Annotated in this window: 12 protein-coding genes; 8 read left to right on the top strand and 4 right to left on the bottom strand. The window is 73.1% G+C overall.

The window, feature by feature from the left end; translation table 11 throughout:
- Window positions 1–988: 988 nt before the first annotated feature.
- The 3 genes from IEZ06_RS27535 to IEZ06_RS27525 all read left to right on the top strand — a co-directional run bounded on the left by IEZ06_RS27535 (window position 989) and on the right by IEZ06_RS27525 (window position 4,878).
- A complete protein-coding gene (locus IEZ06_RS27535; RefSeq protein WP_189239592.1) occupies window positions 989–2,236 on the top strand; it encodes a hypothetical protein in 1,248 nt (415 codons plus the stop codon).
- 340 nt (window positions 2,237–2,576) lie between these two features.
- Entirely contained in the window at window positions 2,577–3,290 is a 714-nt protein-coding gene (locus tag IEZ06_RS27530; protein ID WP_189239591.1) for a class I SAM-dependent DNA methyltransferase, read from the top strand.
- Window positions 3,280–4,878, top strand: coding sequence for an ATP-binding SpoIIE family protein phosphatase (locus tag IEZ06_RS27525; protein WP_203872393.1), 1,599 nt, complete (start codon window positions 3,280–3,282; stop codon window positions 4,876–4,878). Before IEZ06_RS27530 ends, IEZ06_RS27525 begins: the two co-directional genes overlap by 11 nt.
- Before the next feature lie 85 nt (window positions 4,879–4,963).
- On the opposite strand, the gene IEZ06_RS27520 is transcribed toward IEZ06_RS27525, so the two are convergent.
- Window positions 4,964–5,200: a hypothetical protein gene (locus IEZ06_RS27520; RefSeq protein WP_189239589.1), complete on the bottom strand. Its 237-nt coding sequence runs from the start codon at window positions 5,198–5,200 to the stop codon at window positions 4,964–4,966.
- Between the two features lie 648 nt (window positions 5,201–5,848).
- Here IEZ06_RS27520 and IEZ06_RS27515 point away from each other — a divergent pair.
- On the top strand, window positions 5,849–8,137 hold the full coding sequence (locus tag IEZ06_RS27515) for a chemotaxis protein CheW (protein ID WP_189239588.1): 2,289 nt from the start codon (window positions 5,849–5,851) through the stop codon (window positions 8,135–8,137).
- 1 nt (window position 8,138) lies between these two features.
- The gene (locus IEZ06_RS27510; RefSeq protein ID WP_068904064.1) at window positions 8,139–8,615 is read left to right on the top strand and encodes a chemotaxis protein CheW; all 477 of its coding nucleotides are present in this window, start codon (window positions 8,139–8,141) and stop codon (window positions 8,613–8,615) included.
- A 110-nt stretch (window positions 8,616–8,725) separates the two neighbouring features.
- On the opposite strand, the gene IEZ06_RS27505 is transcribed toward IEZ06_RS27510, so the two are convergent.
- A complete protein-coding gene (locus tag IEZ06_RS27505) occupies window positions 8,726–9,748 on the bottom strand; it encodes a helix-turn-helix transcriptional regulator (protein ID WP_189239587.1) in 1,023 nt (340 codons plus the stop codon).
- Between the two features lie 161 nt (window positions 9,749–9,909).
- On the opposite strand from IEZ06_RS27505, the gene IEZ06_RS27500 reads away from it, so the two are divergent.
- Window positions 9,910–10,371 carry a VOC family protein gene (locus IEZ06_RS27500; RefSeq protein WP_189239586.1) on the top strand — a complete coding sequence of 154 codons (462 nt, stop codon included), beginning with the start codon at window positions 9,910–9,912 and terminating at the stop codon, window positions 10,369–10,371.
- A gap of 68 nt (window positions 10,372–10,439) precedes the next feature.
- Here IEZ06_RS27500 and IEZ06_RS37330 read toward each other — a convergent pair whose 3' ends face one another.
- Window positions 10,440–12,131, bottom strand: coding sequence for a histidine kinase N-terminal 7TM domain-containing diguanylate cyclase (locus tag IEZ06_RS37330; RefSeq protein WP_189239585.1), 1,692 nt, complete (start codon window positions 12,129–12,131; stop codon window positions 10,440–10,442).
- A gap of 490 nt (window positions 12,132–12,621) precedes the next feature.
- On the opposite strand from IEZ06_RS37330, the gene helR reads away from it, so the two are divergent.
- Together helR and IEZ06_RS27485 are read left to right on the top strand one after the other, a co-directional pair.
- Entirely contained in the window at window positions 12,622–14,748 is a 2,127-nt protein-coding gene (helR, locus tag IEZ06_RS27490; RefSeq protein ID WP_189239584.1) for an RNA polymerase recycling motor ATPase HelR, read from the top strand.
- A gap of 133 nt (window positions 14,749–14,881) precedes the next feature.
- Entirely contained in the window at window positions 14,882–15,943 is a 1,062-nt protein-coding gene (locus tag IEZ06_RS27485; protein WP_189239583.1) for an NAD(P)/FAD-dependent oxidoreductase, read from the top strand.
- A 54-nt stretch (window positions 15,944–15,997) separates the two neighbouring features.
- Here the strand turns inward: IEZ06_RS27485 and IEZ06_RS27480 are convergent, their stop codons facing one another.
- On the bottom strand, window positions 15,998–16,831 hold the full coding sequence (locus IEZ06_RS27480) for a nitroreductase/quinone reductase family protein (RefSeq protein ID WP_189239582.1): 834 nt from the start codon (window positions 16,829–16,831) through the stop codon (window positions 15,998–16,000).
- Window positions 16,832–17,175: the final 344 nt, after the last annotated feature.

Here is a 17,175-nt window from a genome sequence, read left to right as displayed (position 1 = left end):
CGATGACCGCCTTTCTCCCGCCCGGCGGCCGCGATTTCCCGGATCCGCCGCGGGCGCCCGCCCGCGCCCGCGGAGAAGGGGGCGGAGGCCTTCCGCGAACGCCGGGGCGGCGGACGGGAACGGCCGCCGCCCCGGCACGAGCCCGCCCGCGCCCGGTGCGCCCTCCAGACCGGGAAGCGCACAACGGGACGTATGGATAAAATCGCTAAAAGGTATGCGATTCACCTTTGATGCGAGCACTCGGGACCCAGGCCGGAGAACATCGAATCTTTTTCGCGACGCGCCGGGGGAACTGCTCCATCGGAGATTCGCCAATTCGATATAACTGCAGTCATGAGTGGAAGCAAACGCGGACCTGATCCGAAGTGGGGACCTGTGAAGCAGCACCCCTTGCGGGTGCCCGTAGACCTGCTCGGAGACATCAAAGCCTCCGCCCAGCAGCGCGGATGTTCTGTGAACGAGTACATCGTCACGGTGCTCGCACGTGAGCATGACTACGTTCTGGCCCCGCCTCCGCGACCGGTGGCTCAGGAGCCGCTCCCACTCATCGAGGGACGGCAGCACGCAGCGGCGTGAACTTTACCGTTTGCACACGGAGGGAGACCCTGAAGGGTTAATCTACGACCGCTGATCGACAGCGGCCCATAAATGCGGAAGCCCCCGCGCTACCAGGCCTCAGAAACCGTACGCGAGGGACTTCCCCAATACACACACCAGATGACCAGGTTCGAAATCGTTTCGCACCGGCGTCGGCCCTGGACCGCCGTAGACGGTTCTGGATCGCGCCCTTGCGTTCCGAGCTCGATTCTGTATGTCGTCTGGGTCTTTACACCTGGAGACCACCATAGACGATGAGTCCCCGGGTCGGCCAGTGACGCCCGGAAACTGTCGTCTCCGCGTGTCCCGATCTCGACCCGTCCCCCAGAATATACGGTTTCGCTTTTCTATGTCCCCCATTGGCAAAAACACTCCCCGGCGTGTCCGCCGGATGCTGAACATCGTCGGCGGCGACCTGATCGTCGCGCCCTCCGTCGACCTCTGGCTCGCCGCCGTCGCGGCCGACCCCCAGGAGGCCCAGCGCCGCACGGACTGGTGGCGCAACACCAACGCCACGATGCGGGCCCTCGCCGTCCGCATCGACGGACACATGATCACCTCGCCCAAGCGCGGCGGCACCTGGAGCGTCATGGCCAACGACGCCGGCGTCTGCCGCCGCACCTTCGCCGGAAGGCTGGCCTGGGCCAAGGAGCGCGGCTACCTGCTGCAGATCACCGAGGGCTCGACCCCGCGCTACCGGTCCGGCACCTTCCGGGGCCTGCTCGACGACGGCCTCGGCAACCTCGCCGCCGAATACCTCCTCACCATCCCCATCGACGCACTGCGGACCCTCGGGCTCGACGACGAGCAGGTGGCGGAGCTGATCCGCGAGCCCGAGCCCCAGCCCATGATCCGCGAGCCCTTCCCCGCCATGTCCCAGGAGGAGTGGAAAGAGGCCCCCTGGCCTGTGGAAACGCTGGCTGTGCGCGAAAATTGCACCCCCCGGGTTTCAGGTTTTTCACCGCGAGCAAGTGAACCCCTAAGCGCGCGCGACGCGCGTGATACACGACCGCGACGGCCGAGCGCAAGCCCTCCGGCCACGAAACCCGAGCGGCTCTGGTCGAACACCGTCACGCCGGGGAGAAAATCGGACAGACTCGATGCCTGCGAGCGGCTGCGCTACGAGGACCAGACGCTGCGCGGCCTGTCGGCGAAATACCTGCGGTCGCTGCTGCGCCCCCTCTTCGCCGCCGGAGCGACCCTCGCCGACGCCAAGTACGTGATCAACCACCGGCCGGACGGGCGGCCGTGGATCAACACCGACCCGCCGCGCAACCTCGTCGGCTGGGTCCGCCACCGGGTCTCGACCTGGTTCGACAAGGAGACCGGCCGGCTCGCCGCGCCGCTGCCGTCCCAGGTCATCGCCAGGGCCGACCGTCGGCGCCGGGCCGAGCAGGCCGCCAGGGCCGAGGAGCGGGCCCGGCTGGAGGCCCGGCGCGTGGACCCGCCCGCGGAGCTGATCGGGCCGCTGCGGGCCCGGCTGGAGGCCGTCGCCGCCGCCTCCCGGGAGCGCCGGAAGGCCTCCGTCCCCCGGCAGGCCCCCTCACGGGCCTCCCGGCCCGGCACCGACCGGCTCCGCCGCGGCTGGGGCCCTCCGGTTCCGGCGGCCGACGCGGCGATCGGAGCTTCGGTCTCGTGACGCACCGCTTATCCCGAACGGTGTAAATCTACCTTGTAAAGGCTCCATCATCGTAAATGTCCAGATATGGCATCAGTGCACGGAGCAGCCGGACGACCGGGCGCGGGCGACCCGGCACCGCGGCGGGCGCACCCTCCCGGCGCGGCCCGTCCGCCCCCGCACCCGGCGCGACCTCCTCCTGCCTCCCGGTGCGCTCCGCGGGCGGACCGCACCGGAGTGCGAACCCCGTTGACCGGACAAAGGCCTGAATCGGCCATTTACGGGAGAATATGTTGACTCGGCAACCAAGATCCACTATGTCTTTGGGTCCAGAGGACTCCGAGACGAACGAGGCGGGAAAATGGCCGAGTCAGATTCCGCATCCACCCCGGGGAGCGCCCCGCCGGAGCCGGGACGGGAGGAGTACCGCGCGCTGCAGGCCGCGGCGTTCGACCGCATCGGAGAACGCTACGACGAGGCCTTCCCGCACAAGGAGGGACAGGAGCGGGCCGGAGCCTGGCTGCTGCGCAGGCTGCCGCCCGGATCCCGCGTCCTGGACGCCGGCTGCGGGACCGGGCTGCCCACCGCCCGGCAGCTGGCCGACGCCGGGATGGCCGTCACCGGGATCGACATCTCACCCGTCATGCTCGACCTGGCCCGCAAGAACGTGCCCGGGGCCCGGTTCCTCGAGGCCGACCTGCTGGACTCCGACGGCGCCCTCCGCGACGACCCGGGCGGCGGGACCGGCTCCTTCGACGCCGCCGTCGCCTTCTTCTCCCTGCTCATGCTGCCGCGCCGCGACATCGCGACGGCCCTGCGCCGCCTGCACGGCCTGCTGGTCCCCGGCGGGCTGCTCTCCCTGTCCATGGTCGAGATCGACATGGACGACGTGGGCTTCCAGTTCCTCGGCGCCCCCGTGCGCGTCACCGGATACCTCCGCGACGACCTGCGCGCCGTCGTCGAGGACGCCGGCTTCGAGGTCCTCGGCACCGACACCATCTCCTACGCCCCCGCCACCACGCAGGCCCCGCCCGAAGTCCAGCTCTTCCTCAACTGCCGGCGCCGTGGCGGCTGAACCGGCGCCGGAACGCCCCCCGATCCCGCCCGCCGTACCACCGGCCCTGGTGTTCCTGCACCGGGCCACCGCACGCCTGGCCGAGGCGGACGACCCCGCCGCGGCCGCCCGGCGGCTCTGCGCGGAGCTCGTGCCGCACCTGGCCGACGCCGCCCTGGTGCACCTGGCGGACCCGCCCGGACCCGCCTGCCGCCCGCCCGGCGGCCACCACCGGGCGGCCGCCCTGTCCACCGGCGCCCCCGGCACCCCGGACCCGGCCGCGCACCTCGCGGCGGTCGTCGCCGGTCCCTCCCCCGGCACACGGACCGGCGACCAGGACGGCGGGCGGAACACCGGGCCCGGCACGCACGCGCTGGCCGTACCCCTGGAGGCCCGAGGACGGCGGGTGGGCGGTGCGGTGCTGACCCGCGGCCCCGCCCGGCCGCCGTTCGACGGCGCCGACGCCCTGGTCGCCGGTCAGCTCGCCGCCGTCGCCGCGCTGACCGTCCACCACGCCCACGTGGAGCTCGCCCACGAGGCCGTCACCGAGGTCGTACGGCAGAGCCTGCGGCCCGTGCCCCCTCCCCCGCTGCCCGGCGTGGACCTCGCCCACCGCTACCGGCCCGGAGACCAGCGGATGCTGGTCGGCGGCGACTGGTTCGACGTCATCCCGCTCTCGGGCTGCCGGGTCGCCCTGGTCGTCGGCGACGTCATGGGCCACGGCCTGGAGGCCGCGGCGATCATGGCTCAGCTGCGCACCTCGGTGCAGACCCTCGCCGCCCTGGAGCTCCCGCCCGACCAGGTGCTGCGCTCGCTGGACGACATCGCCAGGCGCCTGGCCGACGACTCCATCACGACCTGCCTCTACGCGGTCTACGACCCCGTCGTGCGGCGCTGCTCCATCGCGAGCGCCGGCCACCTGCCCCCCGTCCTGGTGCGCCGGGACGGCACCGCGGAGCTGCTCGACCCGGGCCCGTCCACCGGGCTGCCGATCGGCCTGGGCCGGCCCCCGATCGAGACCACGGAGATCGCGGCGGAGGACGGCTGCACGCTCGTGCTCTACACCGACGGGCTGGTCGAGTGCCGCGGCGGCGACATCGGCGACCGCCTGGAGCGGCTGCGCGCCACGGCCGCCGCCGCGGACGGCCCGCTGGAGAAGACGTGCGACGCCCTGATGGCCCAGGCCGCCGGGACCGAGGACGACGTCACCCTGCTCATGGCGCGGTTCCGGGGCATCCCCAGCGAGCACGTCGCGGGCTGGTTCCTGGAACCGCACAACCGGACGCCGGGCCAGGTCCGGGCGCTGGTCCGGCGGACCCTGCGCGAGTGGGGGCTGGAACGGCTCAGCGGGCGGGTGGAGGCGGCGGCGGGCGAGCTGGTCGCCAACGCCTGCCGGCACGCCACCCGGCTCGTCTCGGTGCGCCTGGTGCTGACCGACGTCGTGCTGTTCGAGGTGGGCGACGACGACCACCGGCTCCCGGTGCTGCGCTCCCCGGGCGACCTCGACGAGTCCGGCAGGGGCCTGCACGTCGTGGCGGGGCTGGCCGAGCGCTGGGGCTCGACCCGGGTCGCCGGCGGCAAGACCGTCTGGTTCACCTGCGCCGTCTGAGCTCCCCGGCCGGGCGGGGAAAACGGTTGTGCGACCCTCACGTCTTTACATTGTAAATTCGGAAGGGTCGCACAACGAGAGGCGATCAGCCGTAGAGCCGGCCCACGATGGAGCTGGCCCAGCGCATCCGCTGGACCGCCAGCTCCGGGTGCTCCCCGAACTCCTGGGCCAGCGCCGCGGCGCAGCCCTCCTCGCCGCCGTGCAGGACGATCGCCTGGGAGATCACGGCGTCCGCGTCCGCGCGGTCCAGCAGGACGGAGGCGGACACCGGCGCGAGGGCCAGAGCCTCGGCTCGGACGGTGTTGTTCAGCTCGATGGTCATCAGGTCGTCATCTCCTCATCCGCCTGGCGTCGGATGGCTCTCCGTCGACGCTTCAATCTAGTGCCATTGACTGTGATCCGGGTCACGTTCCCGGTTGCGCTGCGGGCGCGGATTGGTTGCGCCCGGTGCCTGCGGCGGGGCATCGCCACGGGCACCGGGCACGCTTCAGGGGCGGTGCGTCGAAGGTCGCAGGCCGTGGCCTGGAATCCGGACGCTCCGCGGGCCGGGACCGGGACCGGGGCGGGCGGGGTGACGGGCGGCCGGGCGGAAGGCCGGGCGCGGGGCGGTGACGGCTCCGGCGCTCGGGGCCGTGCCGTACGGCAGTGCGCGGGCCGGCGGACCGGTGGGGGTCGTCGCGCGGGCACGCCGGTGCGATCGATCGCCGTTGCGGCGCATCCTGTGTCCCTTCCGTGGCACCCGGGAGCTCCCCCGCGTGCGGCGTCCCTGCCGCTGCGGGCGGCGGCCGCCGGAGCGGCCGTCGCGGGCTCGAGCGAGAGGCTCGATGACCCCGCATCGGCATCCCGGCCGGCGTCCTGAGGGAAACCCGGAAAAGGTGGCGGACAAGGCGGTTCCGGTTCCCGGTCTTCCTCAGGTGGCGTCGGCGGAGGCCGATGGAAGGGCTGCGTATGAGAGAGGGAGAGGAACGTCGTGGACGAGTTGGGCGACATCATCCAGGAGTTCCTGGTCGAGAGTCACGAGAACCTGGATCAGCTGGACCGGGACCTGGTGGCTCTGGAGCAGGACCCGGGCTCCAGGGAGATGCTCTCCAGCATTTTCCGGACTATCCACACTATTAAGGGCACAAGCGGGTTCCTGGCGTTCCACCGCCTGGAGACGCTCACCCACGCGGGCGAGTCACTGCTGTCCCGGCTCCGGGACGGGGCCCAGCGGATGAACCCCGCCAGCGCGGACGCGCTGCTGGCCATGGTGGACACCGTGCGCACCCTGCTCGGCTCGATCGAGGAGAACGGCGGTGAGGGCGACGTCGACGTCGAGCCGGTCATCGCCATGGTGGCGGCGTGCATCGAGGACCCGGCCGCGCCCAAGCCGGCCCAGGCCGCCGCTCCGGCGCCCAAGGCCGGCCCGCAGCCCGCCGAGGCCGCCGAAGTCGTGGAGTCCGCCGAGCCCGCCGCGCCGGCGCAGGCGCCCGAGAAGGCGGAGGCGGCCGAAGCCCCCGCCGCCGAGACCGTGGAGGCCGTCGAGGCCGTACCGGTCCGCGCGGCCAAGGGCCAGGCCCCCGACGAGCCCACCGGCCAGAACAACAAGCGCAGCATCGCCGACAGCTCCATCCGCGTGGACGTCGACCTGCTCGACACCCTGATGCGGCTGGTCGGCGAGCTGGTGCTGACCCGCAACCAGATCGTGCGCGGCGTCAGCGAGATCTCCGACCCGGCCCTGGTGCGCACCACCCAGCGGCTGAACCTGATCACCAGTGAGCTGCAGGAGAGCGTCATGAAGACGCGCATGCAGCCCATCGACCACATCTGGTCCAAGCTGCCGCGCGTCGTGCGCGACCTCAGCGGCGCCATGGGCAAGCAGGTCAAGCTGGCGATGGAGGGCAAGGAGACCGAGCTCGACCGCAGCCTCCTGGAGGCCGTCAAGGACCCGCTGACGCACCTGGTGCGCAACGCGGTCGACCACGGCATCGAGACCTCCGCCGAGCGCGTGGCCAAGGGCAAGGACCCGCAGGGCACGCTGACGCTGCGCGCCGCCCACGAGGGCGGTCACGTCGTGGTGGAGATCAAGGACGACGGCGCGGGCATCGACGTCGACCGGGTGGCGCAGACCGCGCTGGACCGCGGCGTCGTCACCCGCGACCAGCTCTCCCGGATGGACTCGCGCGAGATCATCGCGCTGGTCTTCCGGCCCGGTTTCTCCACCGCCAAGAAGGTCACCAACGTCTCCGGCCGCGGTGTCGGCATGGACGTGGTGAAGACCAACATCGAGCAGATCGGCGGCGCCGTCGACGTCGACTCGACGCTGGGGGCCGGCACCACGTGGCGGCTGACCATCCCGCTGACGCTGGCGATCATCCAGGCCCTGACCGTGGAGTGCGGCGCCGAGCGCTACGCCATCCCGCAGGTGGGCGTGGACGAGCTGGTGTTCGTGGACGGCCAGTCCGGCCAGACGATCGAGCACGTGTCGGGTGCGCCGGTCTACCGGCTGCGGGGCAAGCTCCTGCCGCTGGTGCGCCTGGACGAGACGCTGGGCCTGCCGGTCCGCAACAGCGACCGCGACGTCTACATCGCGGTGCTGCAGGCCGACGGCCGGCGCTTCGGCCTGGTCGTCGACCGGGTCCTGAACACCGAGGAGATCGTGGTCAAGCCGCTGAGCGGGCGGATGAAGGACGTCGGCGTCTACGCCGGGTCCACCATCGTCGGCGACGGCAAGGTCGCGCTGATCCTCGACATCCCGTCGCTGGCCCGCCGGGCGCACCTGGCCGCCGAGGCCGTCGAGCGCGCCCAGGTCGACCAGGCCGACTCCCGTCCCCGCGACAGCCACATCGAGCGCCTGCTCATCGCCGGCATCGGGGAGCGCCGGGTGGCGATCCCGCTCGACATGGTCACCCGCCTGGAGGAGTTCCCGGTGCAGCGGATCGAGCGGGTCGGCAGCCGGGAGGTGGTCCAGTACCGCGACCACATCCTGCCGGTCATCCGCCTGGCCTCGCTGCTGGGCTGCTACGACGTGGAGGAGGGCGAGACCGTGCCCGCGGTGGTCTACACCGAGCGGGGGCGGAGCGTCGCCCTGGTCGTCCAGCAGATCGTCGACATCGTCGAGGACCACATCGAGTCGCGCAGCGACCTCGACGACGACGGCCTGACCGGCTCTGCGGTGATCCAGCAGCGGGTCACCGAACTGCTCGACGTGCGGCGCGCGATCCTCGCCGCCGACCCCCGGTTCTACGCGGAGATGTCCGAATCCATGGTGGGAGCCTGAGATGCCCAGTCGCCAGTACGCCACTTTCGAGGTGGCCGATCAGCTCTTCGGGGTCGACGTGGCCCAGGTGCAGGAGGTCCTGCGCTTCCACGAGTACACCCGTGTCCCGCTCGCCCCGACCTCGGTCGGCGGGCTGTTCAACCTGCGCGGTCAGGTCATCGACGCGGTGGACCTGCGGGTCCAGCTCGGCCTGCCGCCCCGGGACCTGAGCGTCCCGGCGATGAACGTCATCGTCTCGGTGGACGACGAGTGGGTGAGCCTGCTCGTGGATCGCATCGGCGAGGTCATCGAGCTCGACGACGAGGCCTTCGAGCCGCCGCCGGACACCCTCGCGGGCGCCTACCGGCACCTGATCGTCGGCACGTTCAAGCTGGAGGACCGGCTGATGCTGGCCCTCGACGCGCGGCGCGCGGCCGACACGACCGTGCCGGTCCCGGCGCAGCACGCCGACGAGGCGCGGATGGCGCGCTCGGCCTGAGGCGGCGAGCCGTACGGCCTGCGGGGGGCGGCCCCTTCAGGGATGCGGGGCGCGGGAGCACCTTCGGGTGCGCCCGCGCCCCGCGGTCGTTCCGCCGGCGGTGCCGCGGCTCACGGCTCCTGCGCGCCCGGCTCCTCCGTATCCGGCTCCGGCGGGGCCGCCGCGCCGGCCGACAGCAGCTTCTGCGCCAGCACGCGGCAGCGCCTCCGGAGCTCCGGAGGCTCGATCACCTCGAAGTCGTGCCCCAGCGCGAGCACGTGCATGAGCACGGAGTCGAGGCTGCCGCCGCCGCTGAGCACCTCGCACCGCCCGCTCCCCCGCCGTCGCACGACGGCCGCCGACGCCGGGACCTGCGCGCGCACCGCGTCGGCCGGCGCGTGCACGAGGAAGCGCGCCCGGTGCGGGTAGACCCGGCTCGCTACACCCTCCTGCACGTACGCCGCCGCGTCGGGCGCCGCCCGCGGGCGGAAGCGCCAGGTCCGGGCGGACACCTCGGTCATCCGGTCGACGCGGAAGCTGCGCCAGCCGTCGCGGTCGAGGTCGTAGGCGAGGAGGTACCAGCGCCGGTCGGAGGCGACCAGGCGGTGGGGCTCGACCCGCCGCGGCAGCACCTCGCTCCCCGACGGGTAGCCGAAACCGGCCTCGACCTGGTCACGGCAGGCTCCGGCCAGCGTCATGAGCACCTGGGGGTCGACGGGCGTACGGCCTCCGCCGAAGGACTCCACCGCGCCGGAGAGCGCGCGCACCTCTTGCCGGAGCCGGGCGGGCAGCACCTGGTCGAGCTTGGTCAGCGCGCGGAGCGCGGCGTCTCCGGAGCCGGCGACCGCGCCTCCCGTGTCGCCCGCACCGGCGAGCAGTGAGAGCACGGTGGCGATCGCCTCCTCGTCGTCGAGGAGCAGCGGCGGCAGGTCCTGTCCCGGGCCGAGCCGGTAGCCGCCGCCGACCCCCTGGCCGGCCTGGACCCGGTAGCCGAGCGTGCGCAGCCGCTCGACGTCGCGCCGTACCGTGCGCGGCGTGACCCCGAGCCGGTCGGCGAGCTCGGGGCCGGTCCAGAGCCGGCGCTGCTGCAGCAGTCCGAGCAGGGTGAGCACCCGCTCCGTCGTGCCCCGCCCCTCATCGCCCGTCGCGTCCATGTGATCCACTTTGCCAGAGATAGCGGACCGATTCTGTCCGCCAGGCGTGTCAGGATGACGTCACGGACGCGGACGGACCCGGCTTGAACCGGCTTGAACCGGCTTGAACCGGACGCCGCCGCCTGACCGCACACGAGACCCGCCACGGACGGAGCAACACGATGAGCCGCCACATCCAGGTCACCTTCGACGCCCACGACCCGCGGGCGCTGTCGTCCTTCTGGCGCGACGCGCTGGGCTACGTGCACCCCGGCCCGCCCGGGGTCGAGCTGCCGGAGGGCGCCGACCCGCTGGCCGCGTGGGACGACTTCCTCGCGCGGGCCGGCGTGCCGGAGGAGCAGCACAACTCGGCGTCGGCCATCGAGGACCCGGACGGGCACGGCCCGCGGCTGTTCTTCCAGCGGGTGCCGGAGGACAAGGCCGGCAAGAACCGCGTCCACCTCGACGTCCGTGCGGCTCCCGGGCTGCAGGGAGAGGAGCGGATGGCGGCGCTGGAGACCGAGTGCGACCGGCTCGTCGCGCTGGGGGCGAAGCGGGTGCGCCGCTTCGAGCCCGCTCCTCCGATGAGCGCCGGCTTCATCGTGATGACCGACCCCGAGGGCAACGAGTTCTGCCTGGACTGACGCGGCCCGGTCGTGGTCACGGTGGTCGGGGAAGCCGGGCAGGACGGTCAGGCGGTACCGCCGGACGCTCAGGCCGCGGCCGTCTCCGCCGCCGCGTTCCCCGACCCGACAACCGCCGCCCCGTTCACGACCACCCCGGTCAAGGCCCCGGGATCACCGGGGGCCGCGGGGGTCCCGGCCAGCATCACCCGATTACGACCCGCCCGCTTGGCCGCGTACAACGCCTCATCCGCCGCATGCAGCAACTCCCCCGCATCCATCCCCCCCGACAACGCCGCCACCCCCGCACTGAACGACACCGACAACGTATGACCCCCCGCCGGCACCCGCCCCGCCGCCACCCACACCCGGATCTCCTCCACCCGCTCCAACGCCTGCTCCCCCGACGCCCCCGGCAACACGATCACGAACTCCTCCCCCCCGTACCGCGCCACCACATCACCCGCCCGGATCCGCCCCCCCACCAACTTCGCGAACCGCACCAGCACCTGATCACCCGCACCATGACCATAACGATCATTGATCAGCTTGAAATGATCGATGTCCAGCAACGCCACACTCAACGCCTCCCCCGACGCCACCGCCAACCGCATCTCCCGCCCCAGCGCCTCCATCAGAAACCGCCGGTTGTGCAACCCCGTCAACGCATCCCGCACCGCCTGCTCGGCCAGATCCGCCCGCAACGCCTCGATCATCACCACCTGCTCCTGAAGACGCGCATTCGCCTCCACCAACGCCCGCCGCTGCGCGTTCAACGCCGTCACATCCCGCCCCACGAACGCCCACCCCACCCGCTGACCCCGCGCATCCACCAACGCACTGACCCGCACATTCAGATCCACCCCACACCCCCCCGCATCCACCACCGTGTGGTCCACCTCCATGCCGTCGCCGACCGGCATCGCGCCGAAGACGTCGGCGGCGGAGGTGCCGGCGAGGCGGGCGGGGAGGCGGGGGTCGAGCTTCCGGAGCATGCGGTCGGCGGCCGGGTTGAGGTCGAGGATGCGGCCGGAGAGGTCGGCCGTCAGGACCATGTCGCTGATCATGTCGAAGACGTGGGTGCGCTCCACGGCCACGAGCTCGTGCAGGGAGCGGCGGACCAGCGACCAGTAGACCACGACCGTGGTGACGCAGAACCCGACCGGGGTCAGGTAGTCGACGCGGACGACGCCGAGCGTGCTCACCACGTTGAGCAGGAGGGGAGGGACGGTGGCCAGCAGGGTGGAGCCGTACAGGCCGCGATGGAGGCGGGAGCCGCGCAGCCAGGCTCCGAACAGGCGGCCGACGCCGGTGGCGAGCAGGGCGTAGCTGTAGGCGGTGTGCGCCCAGAACAGCGGGCCGACGCCGGTTCCGGTGTCGACCCCCAGGCCGGTGGGGTCCAGGACGGCGATGAACCAGTGGTGCCAGGGGTTGGTCAGGAGCGCGGCGAGGACGAGCGCGGGCTCGACCGCCAGCCACAGGGCCGTACGGCGCGACAGCCGCCAGGCGCGGTCGACCACGGCCAGCGACAGGCAGTGGAAACCCGCGGGCATGGCGCAGACGGCGGCGAACTTGATGATCAGCAGCGACTGGAGGGCTTCGAGGTCCTCGTTGAGCACCAGCAGGCCGTCCGCCGTGGACCACACGCCGATGCCCGCGGCGACGACCGCCAGGGTGCCCACCGCCGGTGTCACGCGCCTGCGCCGCCAGCCGACCGCGGCCACGACGAACGCCACCACCGCCGACAGCATGAAGAGCAGGGCCCGGAACGGCTCCCCCATCGCCGCCGCCTCCTCTCACCGCTGTGCCTGCCGGAAATGCGAACTCCCATCGGCACGTCCGCGCCTCGACATGAGGGATTGACGGCGTCGCGGTGGACACACGGTGCGCGGACCGGCACGGAGGGTGGGATTCGGTGGTCCTCCGGGTCTGCGGCGGCGGGCCGGAACGGCGCGCCGCGGCTTCGCGAGAGGACTCCGCGGCTTCGCGATTGCGAGGGGACTCCGCGGCTTCGGGAGGGGACCGTCCGCCCGGGGCGGACGATGAGGGGAAAGGGGAGTGTTCACTCCTTTCCACTCTCAACCTATAGCGCACCCGGGGGCTTGCGGCAAGGCCCCGGGCATGCCGCAGAATGGGCGGCCGATGCCAGGACCTGCGAGAAAACGGGGGTACGAAGTGCGTGTTCCGCAGTCGGCACATGGACGCGGGGGCGCCGGACCGGCGGGGGCGGCCCCGAGGCGGGGCGATGCCGCGAGCCCTCCGGCCACCGGCGTGTTCGACCTTCCCGGCCATCTGTCCGCCAAGGCCGATCCGGCGCTCGTCGCCGGCGACGAGCGGCACTTCGCGGCCGTCGCGGAGAGCCTGGAGCAGTCGATCGCCGAGTTGTCCGACCGCCTCGCCGCCGAGCGCAGGGCGCCCGGCAGAGGCGGCCGGCAGGCGGTGGACCGGGACATGGAGATCCACCGGCTGACCGCCCGCCTGCGCACGCTGCGCCGCTTCGGCCTGGACCTGTGCCTCGGGCGCATGGTCGGCGCGGACGACCCCGAGCCCGTCTACGTCGGGCGGCTCGGCCTCACCGACAGCGCGGGCCGGCGGCTGCTGGTCGACTGGCGCTCGCCCGCGGCCGAGCCGTTCTTCGGAGCCACCCACGCCGACCCGATGGGGCTGGCGAGCCGCCGCAGGTACCGCTGGACCCGCGGCCGGATCAGTGACTACTGGGACGAGGTGTTCACCTCGGACGGGTTCGAAGGGCACGCCGCGCTCGACGACCAGTCCGCCTTCATCGCCAGCCTGGGCGGTGACCGGTCGGCACGGATGCGGGACGTGCTCTCCACCATCCAGGCCGACCAGGACGCCGTCATCCGCGCGGGCTCCCGCGGCGCCCTGGTCGTCGACGGCGGCCCCGGCACGGGCAAGACCGTCGTCGCGCTGCACCGCTCCGCCTACCTCCTCTACTCCGACCCCCGCCTGGGGCACCGCCGGGGCGGCGTGCTGTTCGTCGGCCCGCACCGGCCCTACCTGGCCTACGTCTCCGACGTCCTGCCCAGCCTCGGGGAGGAGGGCGTGCAGACCTGCACCCTGCGGGACCTCGTCCCCGAGGGGGCCGCGGCGGCGGTCGAGGCCGACCCGGAGGCGGCCCGCCTGAAGTCGTCCGCGGACATGGTCAAGGCGATCGAGCCGGCCGTCAGGTTCTACGAGAACCCGCCCACCGAGGCGATGACGGTCACGACCCACTGGGCCGACGTCCGGCTGAGCGCCGCCGACTGGGCGGAGGCGTTCGAGGCGCCGGAACCCGGCACCCCGCACAACGAGGCGCGCGACCGGATCTGGGAGGAGCTGCTCACGATCCTGGCGGACAAGCACGACGACGACGTCCCGGCCGACCTGCTCCGCAGGTCGCTGCTGCGCCACCGGGAGCTGCTGGCGGTCTTCAACCGCGCGTGGCCGCTGATCGAGGCGGCCGACCTGGTCGGGGACCTGTGGTCGGTGCCCGCCTACCTGAGGATGTGCGCGCCCTGGCTCGATCCCGGCCAGGTCCGCAAGCTGCAGCGCGCGGACGCCCAGGCCTGGACGGTGTCCGACCTGCCGCTCCTGGACGCGGCGCGGCAGCGGCTCGGCGACCCGGAGGCGTGGCGGCGCAGGCGGCGCCGGGAGGCCTCCGTCGCCGCCCGGCGCGAGCACATGGCGCGGGTCGTCGACGACCTGATCGAGGCCGACGACTCCGAGATGCTCGTGATGTCGATGCTGCGCGGGCAGGACATGAAGGACGCCCTGGTCGACGAGACCGAGCTGCCCGGCACCGAACCGGACCGGCTCGCCGGCCCGTTCGCGCACATCGTCGTGGACGAGGCCCAGGAACTGACGGACGCGGAGTGGCAGATGCTGCTGCTGCGCTGCCCGTCCCGGAGCTTCACCATCGTCGGGGACCGCGCCCAGGCCAGGCGCGGATTCACCGAGTCGTGGCGGGAACGGCTGGAGCGGGTCGGGTTCGACCGGATCGACCTGGCCTCCCTGAACATCAACTACCGGACGCCGGAGGAGATCATGGCGGAGGCCGAGCCGGTCATCCGGGCCGCGCTCCCGGACGCCAACGTGCCGACCTCCATCCGCAGCGGCGGCGTCCCCGTCGCGTACGGCTCCGCTGCGGAGCTGAGGCCGGTCCTTGACGCCTGGCTCGCCGCGCATGCCGACGGGACCGCCTGCGTCATCGGCGACCCCGGGTTCCGGGAGACGTCCCGCGTCCGGTCGCTGACCCCGGAGCTGGCGAAGGGGCTCGAGTTCGACCTGGTCGTCCTCGTCGACCCGGAGGAGTTCGGCGAGGGCGTCGAAGGAGCCGTCGACCGCTATGTCGCGATGACCCGGGCGACCCAGCGGCTCGTCGTCCTCACGAGCCCCTGACGTCCCCGGTCGTCTGCGGGTCCGGCCGGGCCCGCAGGCGACCGGCCGGTCGATCTTTTTGCCATAGTGGCAACAAAGTTTGCCGGAACGTGGCGGGCGGGCGGATGCTCTCCGGTGAACGGAGGTGCTTGCCATGAACGAGAGAACAGAACGGGTCGAGGGCGCCGCCGCCCGCGGCGGGCGGCGCTACGAGGTCGTGGTGGTGGGCGGCGGGGCCGCCGGGCTGAGCGGGGCGCTGACCCTGGCCAGGGCACGCAGGTCGGTGCTGGTCGTCGACTCCGGCAGCCCGCGCAACGCCCCGGCGGAGGGCGTCCACACCTACCTGGGGCGTGAGGGCCTGCCGCCCGCGGAGCTGCTGGCCGCGGGCCGCCGGGAGGTGGCCGGTTACGGCGGCGAGATCGCCGAAGGGACCGCCGTGACCGCCGAGCGCCTGGCGGACGGCGGCTTCCGGGTCGGCCTGGACGACGGGTCCTCGGTCGTGGCCGACCGGCTGCTGGTGACCACCGGCCTGGTCGACGAGCTGCCGGACGTGCCCGGCCTGGCCGAGCGGTGGGGGCGAGAGGTGCTGCACTGCCCGTACTGCCACGGCTGGGAGGTGCGCGACCAGGCGATCGGCGTCGTGGCCGTCGGGCCGCTCGCGGTCCACCAGGCGCTGATGTGGCGGCAGTGGAGCGGGGACGTGACCCTGTTCCAGCACACCGCGCCCGCGTTCACCGCCGAGGAGTACGAGCAGCTGGCCGCCCGGGACGTCACCGTGGTGGACGGGAAGGTGACCGGGCTGGCGGTGACCGGCGACCGGCTCACCGGCGTGACCCTGGCCGACGGCCGGACGGTCCCGTGCCGGGCGGTGGTCACCACCGCCCGGCTGGCCGCCCGCGGCGGCGTCCTGGCCGGCCTGGGCCTCGAACCCGTCGCCGCGGAGATGGCCGGGCACGTCGTCGGCGACCGCATCGACGCCGACCCCTCCGGGGCGACACGGGTGCCCGGGGTATGGGTGGCCGGCAACGTCACCACCCTGACCGACACGGTCATCGCGGCCGCCGCCGCCGGGGTGCGCGCCGGGGCGGCGATCAACGCCGACCTGATCGCCGAGGCCACCCGCCGGGCCGTCGCCGCCCGCCGCGCCGCCTCCTCCGCGGAGGCCGGGCGGGAGGTCGCCCAGCCCGTGCCCGGCGACCGCCGGCACGGCCTGTGACCCGGCCGGCGACCGGCGGGGCGGCCCGCCCCGGCCGCCGGTCGCCGGGCCGGGTCAGGCCGCGCCGTCGAGGAGCGGGATCAGCTGCTCCTCCTCGTAGGCCAGGTGCGCCTCGAGCTCGTCCGCGAGCCGTTCGACCTCGGAGAGCACCGACTTGGGGTCCGGGCCGTCGCCGGAGAGCACCCGCTGCAGCTCCTCCATCAGGGCCGCGATCCTGCGGTGCTCCCGGTCCAGCCGGTCCATGGTGGGGGCGAGCTCGGGGTACTGCGCGGCCAGGGCGGGGAACATCCCCGCGTCCTCGTTGGTGTGGTGGTGGTGCAGGCCCTGGCAGAAGGTCAGGCAGTTCACCCGGAGCTGGGCGCCCAGCCCGGGGCCCGACTCGGCGACCTCCTTGCGGATCAGGGCGAGCTCCCGGCGGAACGCGCCGTGGATCAGCCTCAGCGTCTCGCCCCACGACGGCGCGGGCATGCCGCTGAACGCGACCTGCCGCAGGGCGACGACGGGGATGACGCGCGACGTCCGGTCCTGGTAGGCGGCCCAGCCGGGGTCGGCCTCGACCGCGCGGGCGAAGGCGCGGTCGCGTTCGGCGCCCTCCAGCACGACGGCCTCCGCCTCGTAGGTGAAGACGCCGTCCTCGACGGTGACGCGCGGGTCGGCCACCAGGTTGTGGAACCAGGCCGGGTGCTTCGGCGCGCCGGCGGCCGAGGCGATGACCAGGACCCGCTCACCGCCGTCGGGAAGGTAGCCGACCGGGGTCGTGTGCGGGGTGCCGGACCGCGCCCCGGTGGTGGTCAGCAGGAGCAGCCGGGCGCCCTCGAAGGGACCGCCGACCCGTCCGCCGTTGGCGCGGAACTCCTCGATGACCTGCTGGTTGAAATCGTTCGGCATTCTCTGTTTCTTCTCCTGGGGAAATGGTTCCGCGGGCCGTGCGCGGGCATGGCGAATGACCGCCCGGCGGGCGGGGAAGGCGCATCGCGGGCGGCCTCGGCCGCGGTGCGGGAAATTCGGGGATATGCGGATGTACGCGAGGACCCGGAAATCAGGCAACAGCAGGAAACGCACCGATCGTCCGGCCACCGGGGCCCGTCACCGCGCCGGTGACGCCCGCCGCCGGATCGCCCCGCCCCGGATCGCCTCGCCGGCAGGCCCGTGAACCGCCGGAGGACGGCGGGACGGGCGCACGGCGGGACATCGCGGCAGGGCGTGCGGAGACGTCGCGCGGAAAGCGCGGG

The sequence above is a fragment of the Planomonospora antibiotica genome (assembly GCF_014647955.1).
Taxonomy (GTDB): domain Bacteria; phylum Actinomycetota; class Actinomycetes; order Streptosporangiales; family Streptosporangiaceae; genus Planomonospora; species Planomonospora parontospora.
This window is presented reverse-complemented; position numbering and strand designations above follow the sequence as displayed.

Excerpts from the sequence above, each read along its gene's own strand:
- IEZ06_RS27500 (WP_189239586.1), top strand. The coding sequence starts at position 9,910 with ATGAGCCGCCACATCCAGGTCACCTTCGACGCCCACGACCCGCGGGCG.
- IEZ06_RS27520 (WP_189239589.1), bottom strand. The coding sequence starts at position 5,200 with ATGACCATCGAGCTGAACAACACCGTCCGAGCCGAGGCTCTGGCCCTC.
- IEZ06_RS27530 (WP_189239591.1), top strand. The coding sequence starts at position 2,577 with ATGGCCGAGTCAGATTCCGCATCCACCCCGGGGAGCGCCCCGCCGGAG.
- IEZ06_RS27510 (WP_068904064.1), top strand. The coding sequence starts at position 8,139 with ATGCCCAGTCGCCAGTACGCCACTTTCGAGGTGGCCGATCAGCTCTTC.
- IEZ06_RS27505 (WP_189239587.1), bottom strand. The coding sequence starts at position 9,748 with ATGGACGCGACGGGCGATGAGGGGCGGGGCACGACGGAGCGGGTGCTC.
- IEZ06_RS37330 (WP_189239585.1), bottom strand. The coding sequence starts at position 12,131 with ATGGGGGAGCCGTTCCGGGCCCTGCTCTTCATGCTGTCGGCGGTGGTG.
- IEZ06_RS27485 (WP_189239583.1), top strand. The coding sequence starts at position 14,882 with ATGAACGAGAGAACAGAACGGGTCGAGGGCGCCGCCGCCCGCGGCGGG.
- IEZ06_RS27535 (WP_189239592.1), top strand. The coding sequence starts at position 989 with ATGCTGAACATCGTCGGCGGCGACCTGATCGTCGCGCCCTCCGTCGAC.
- IEZ06_RS27480 (WP_189239582.1), bottom strand. The coding sequence starts at position 16,831 with ATGCCGAACGATTTCAACCAGCAGGTCATCGAGGAGTTCCGCGCCAAC.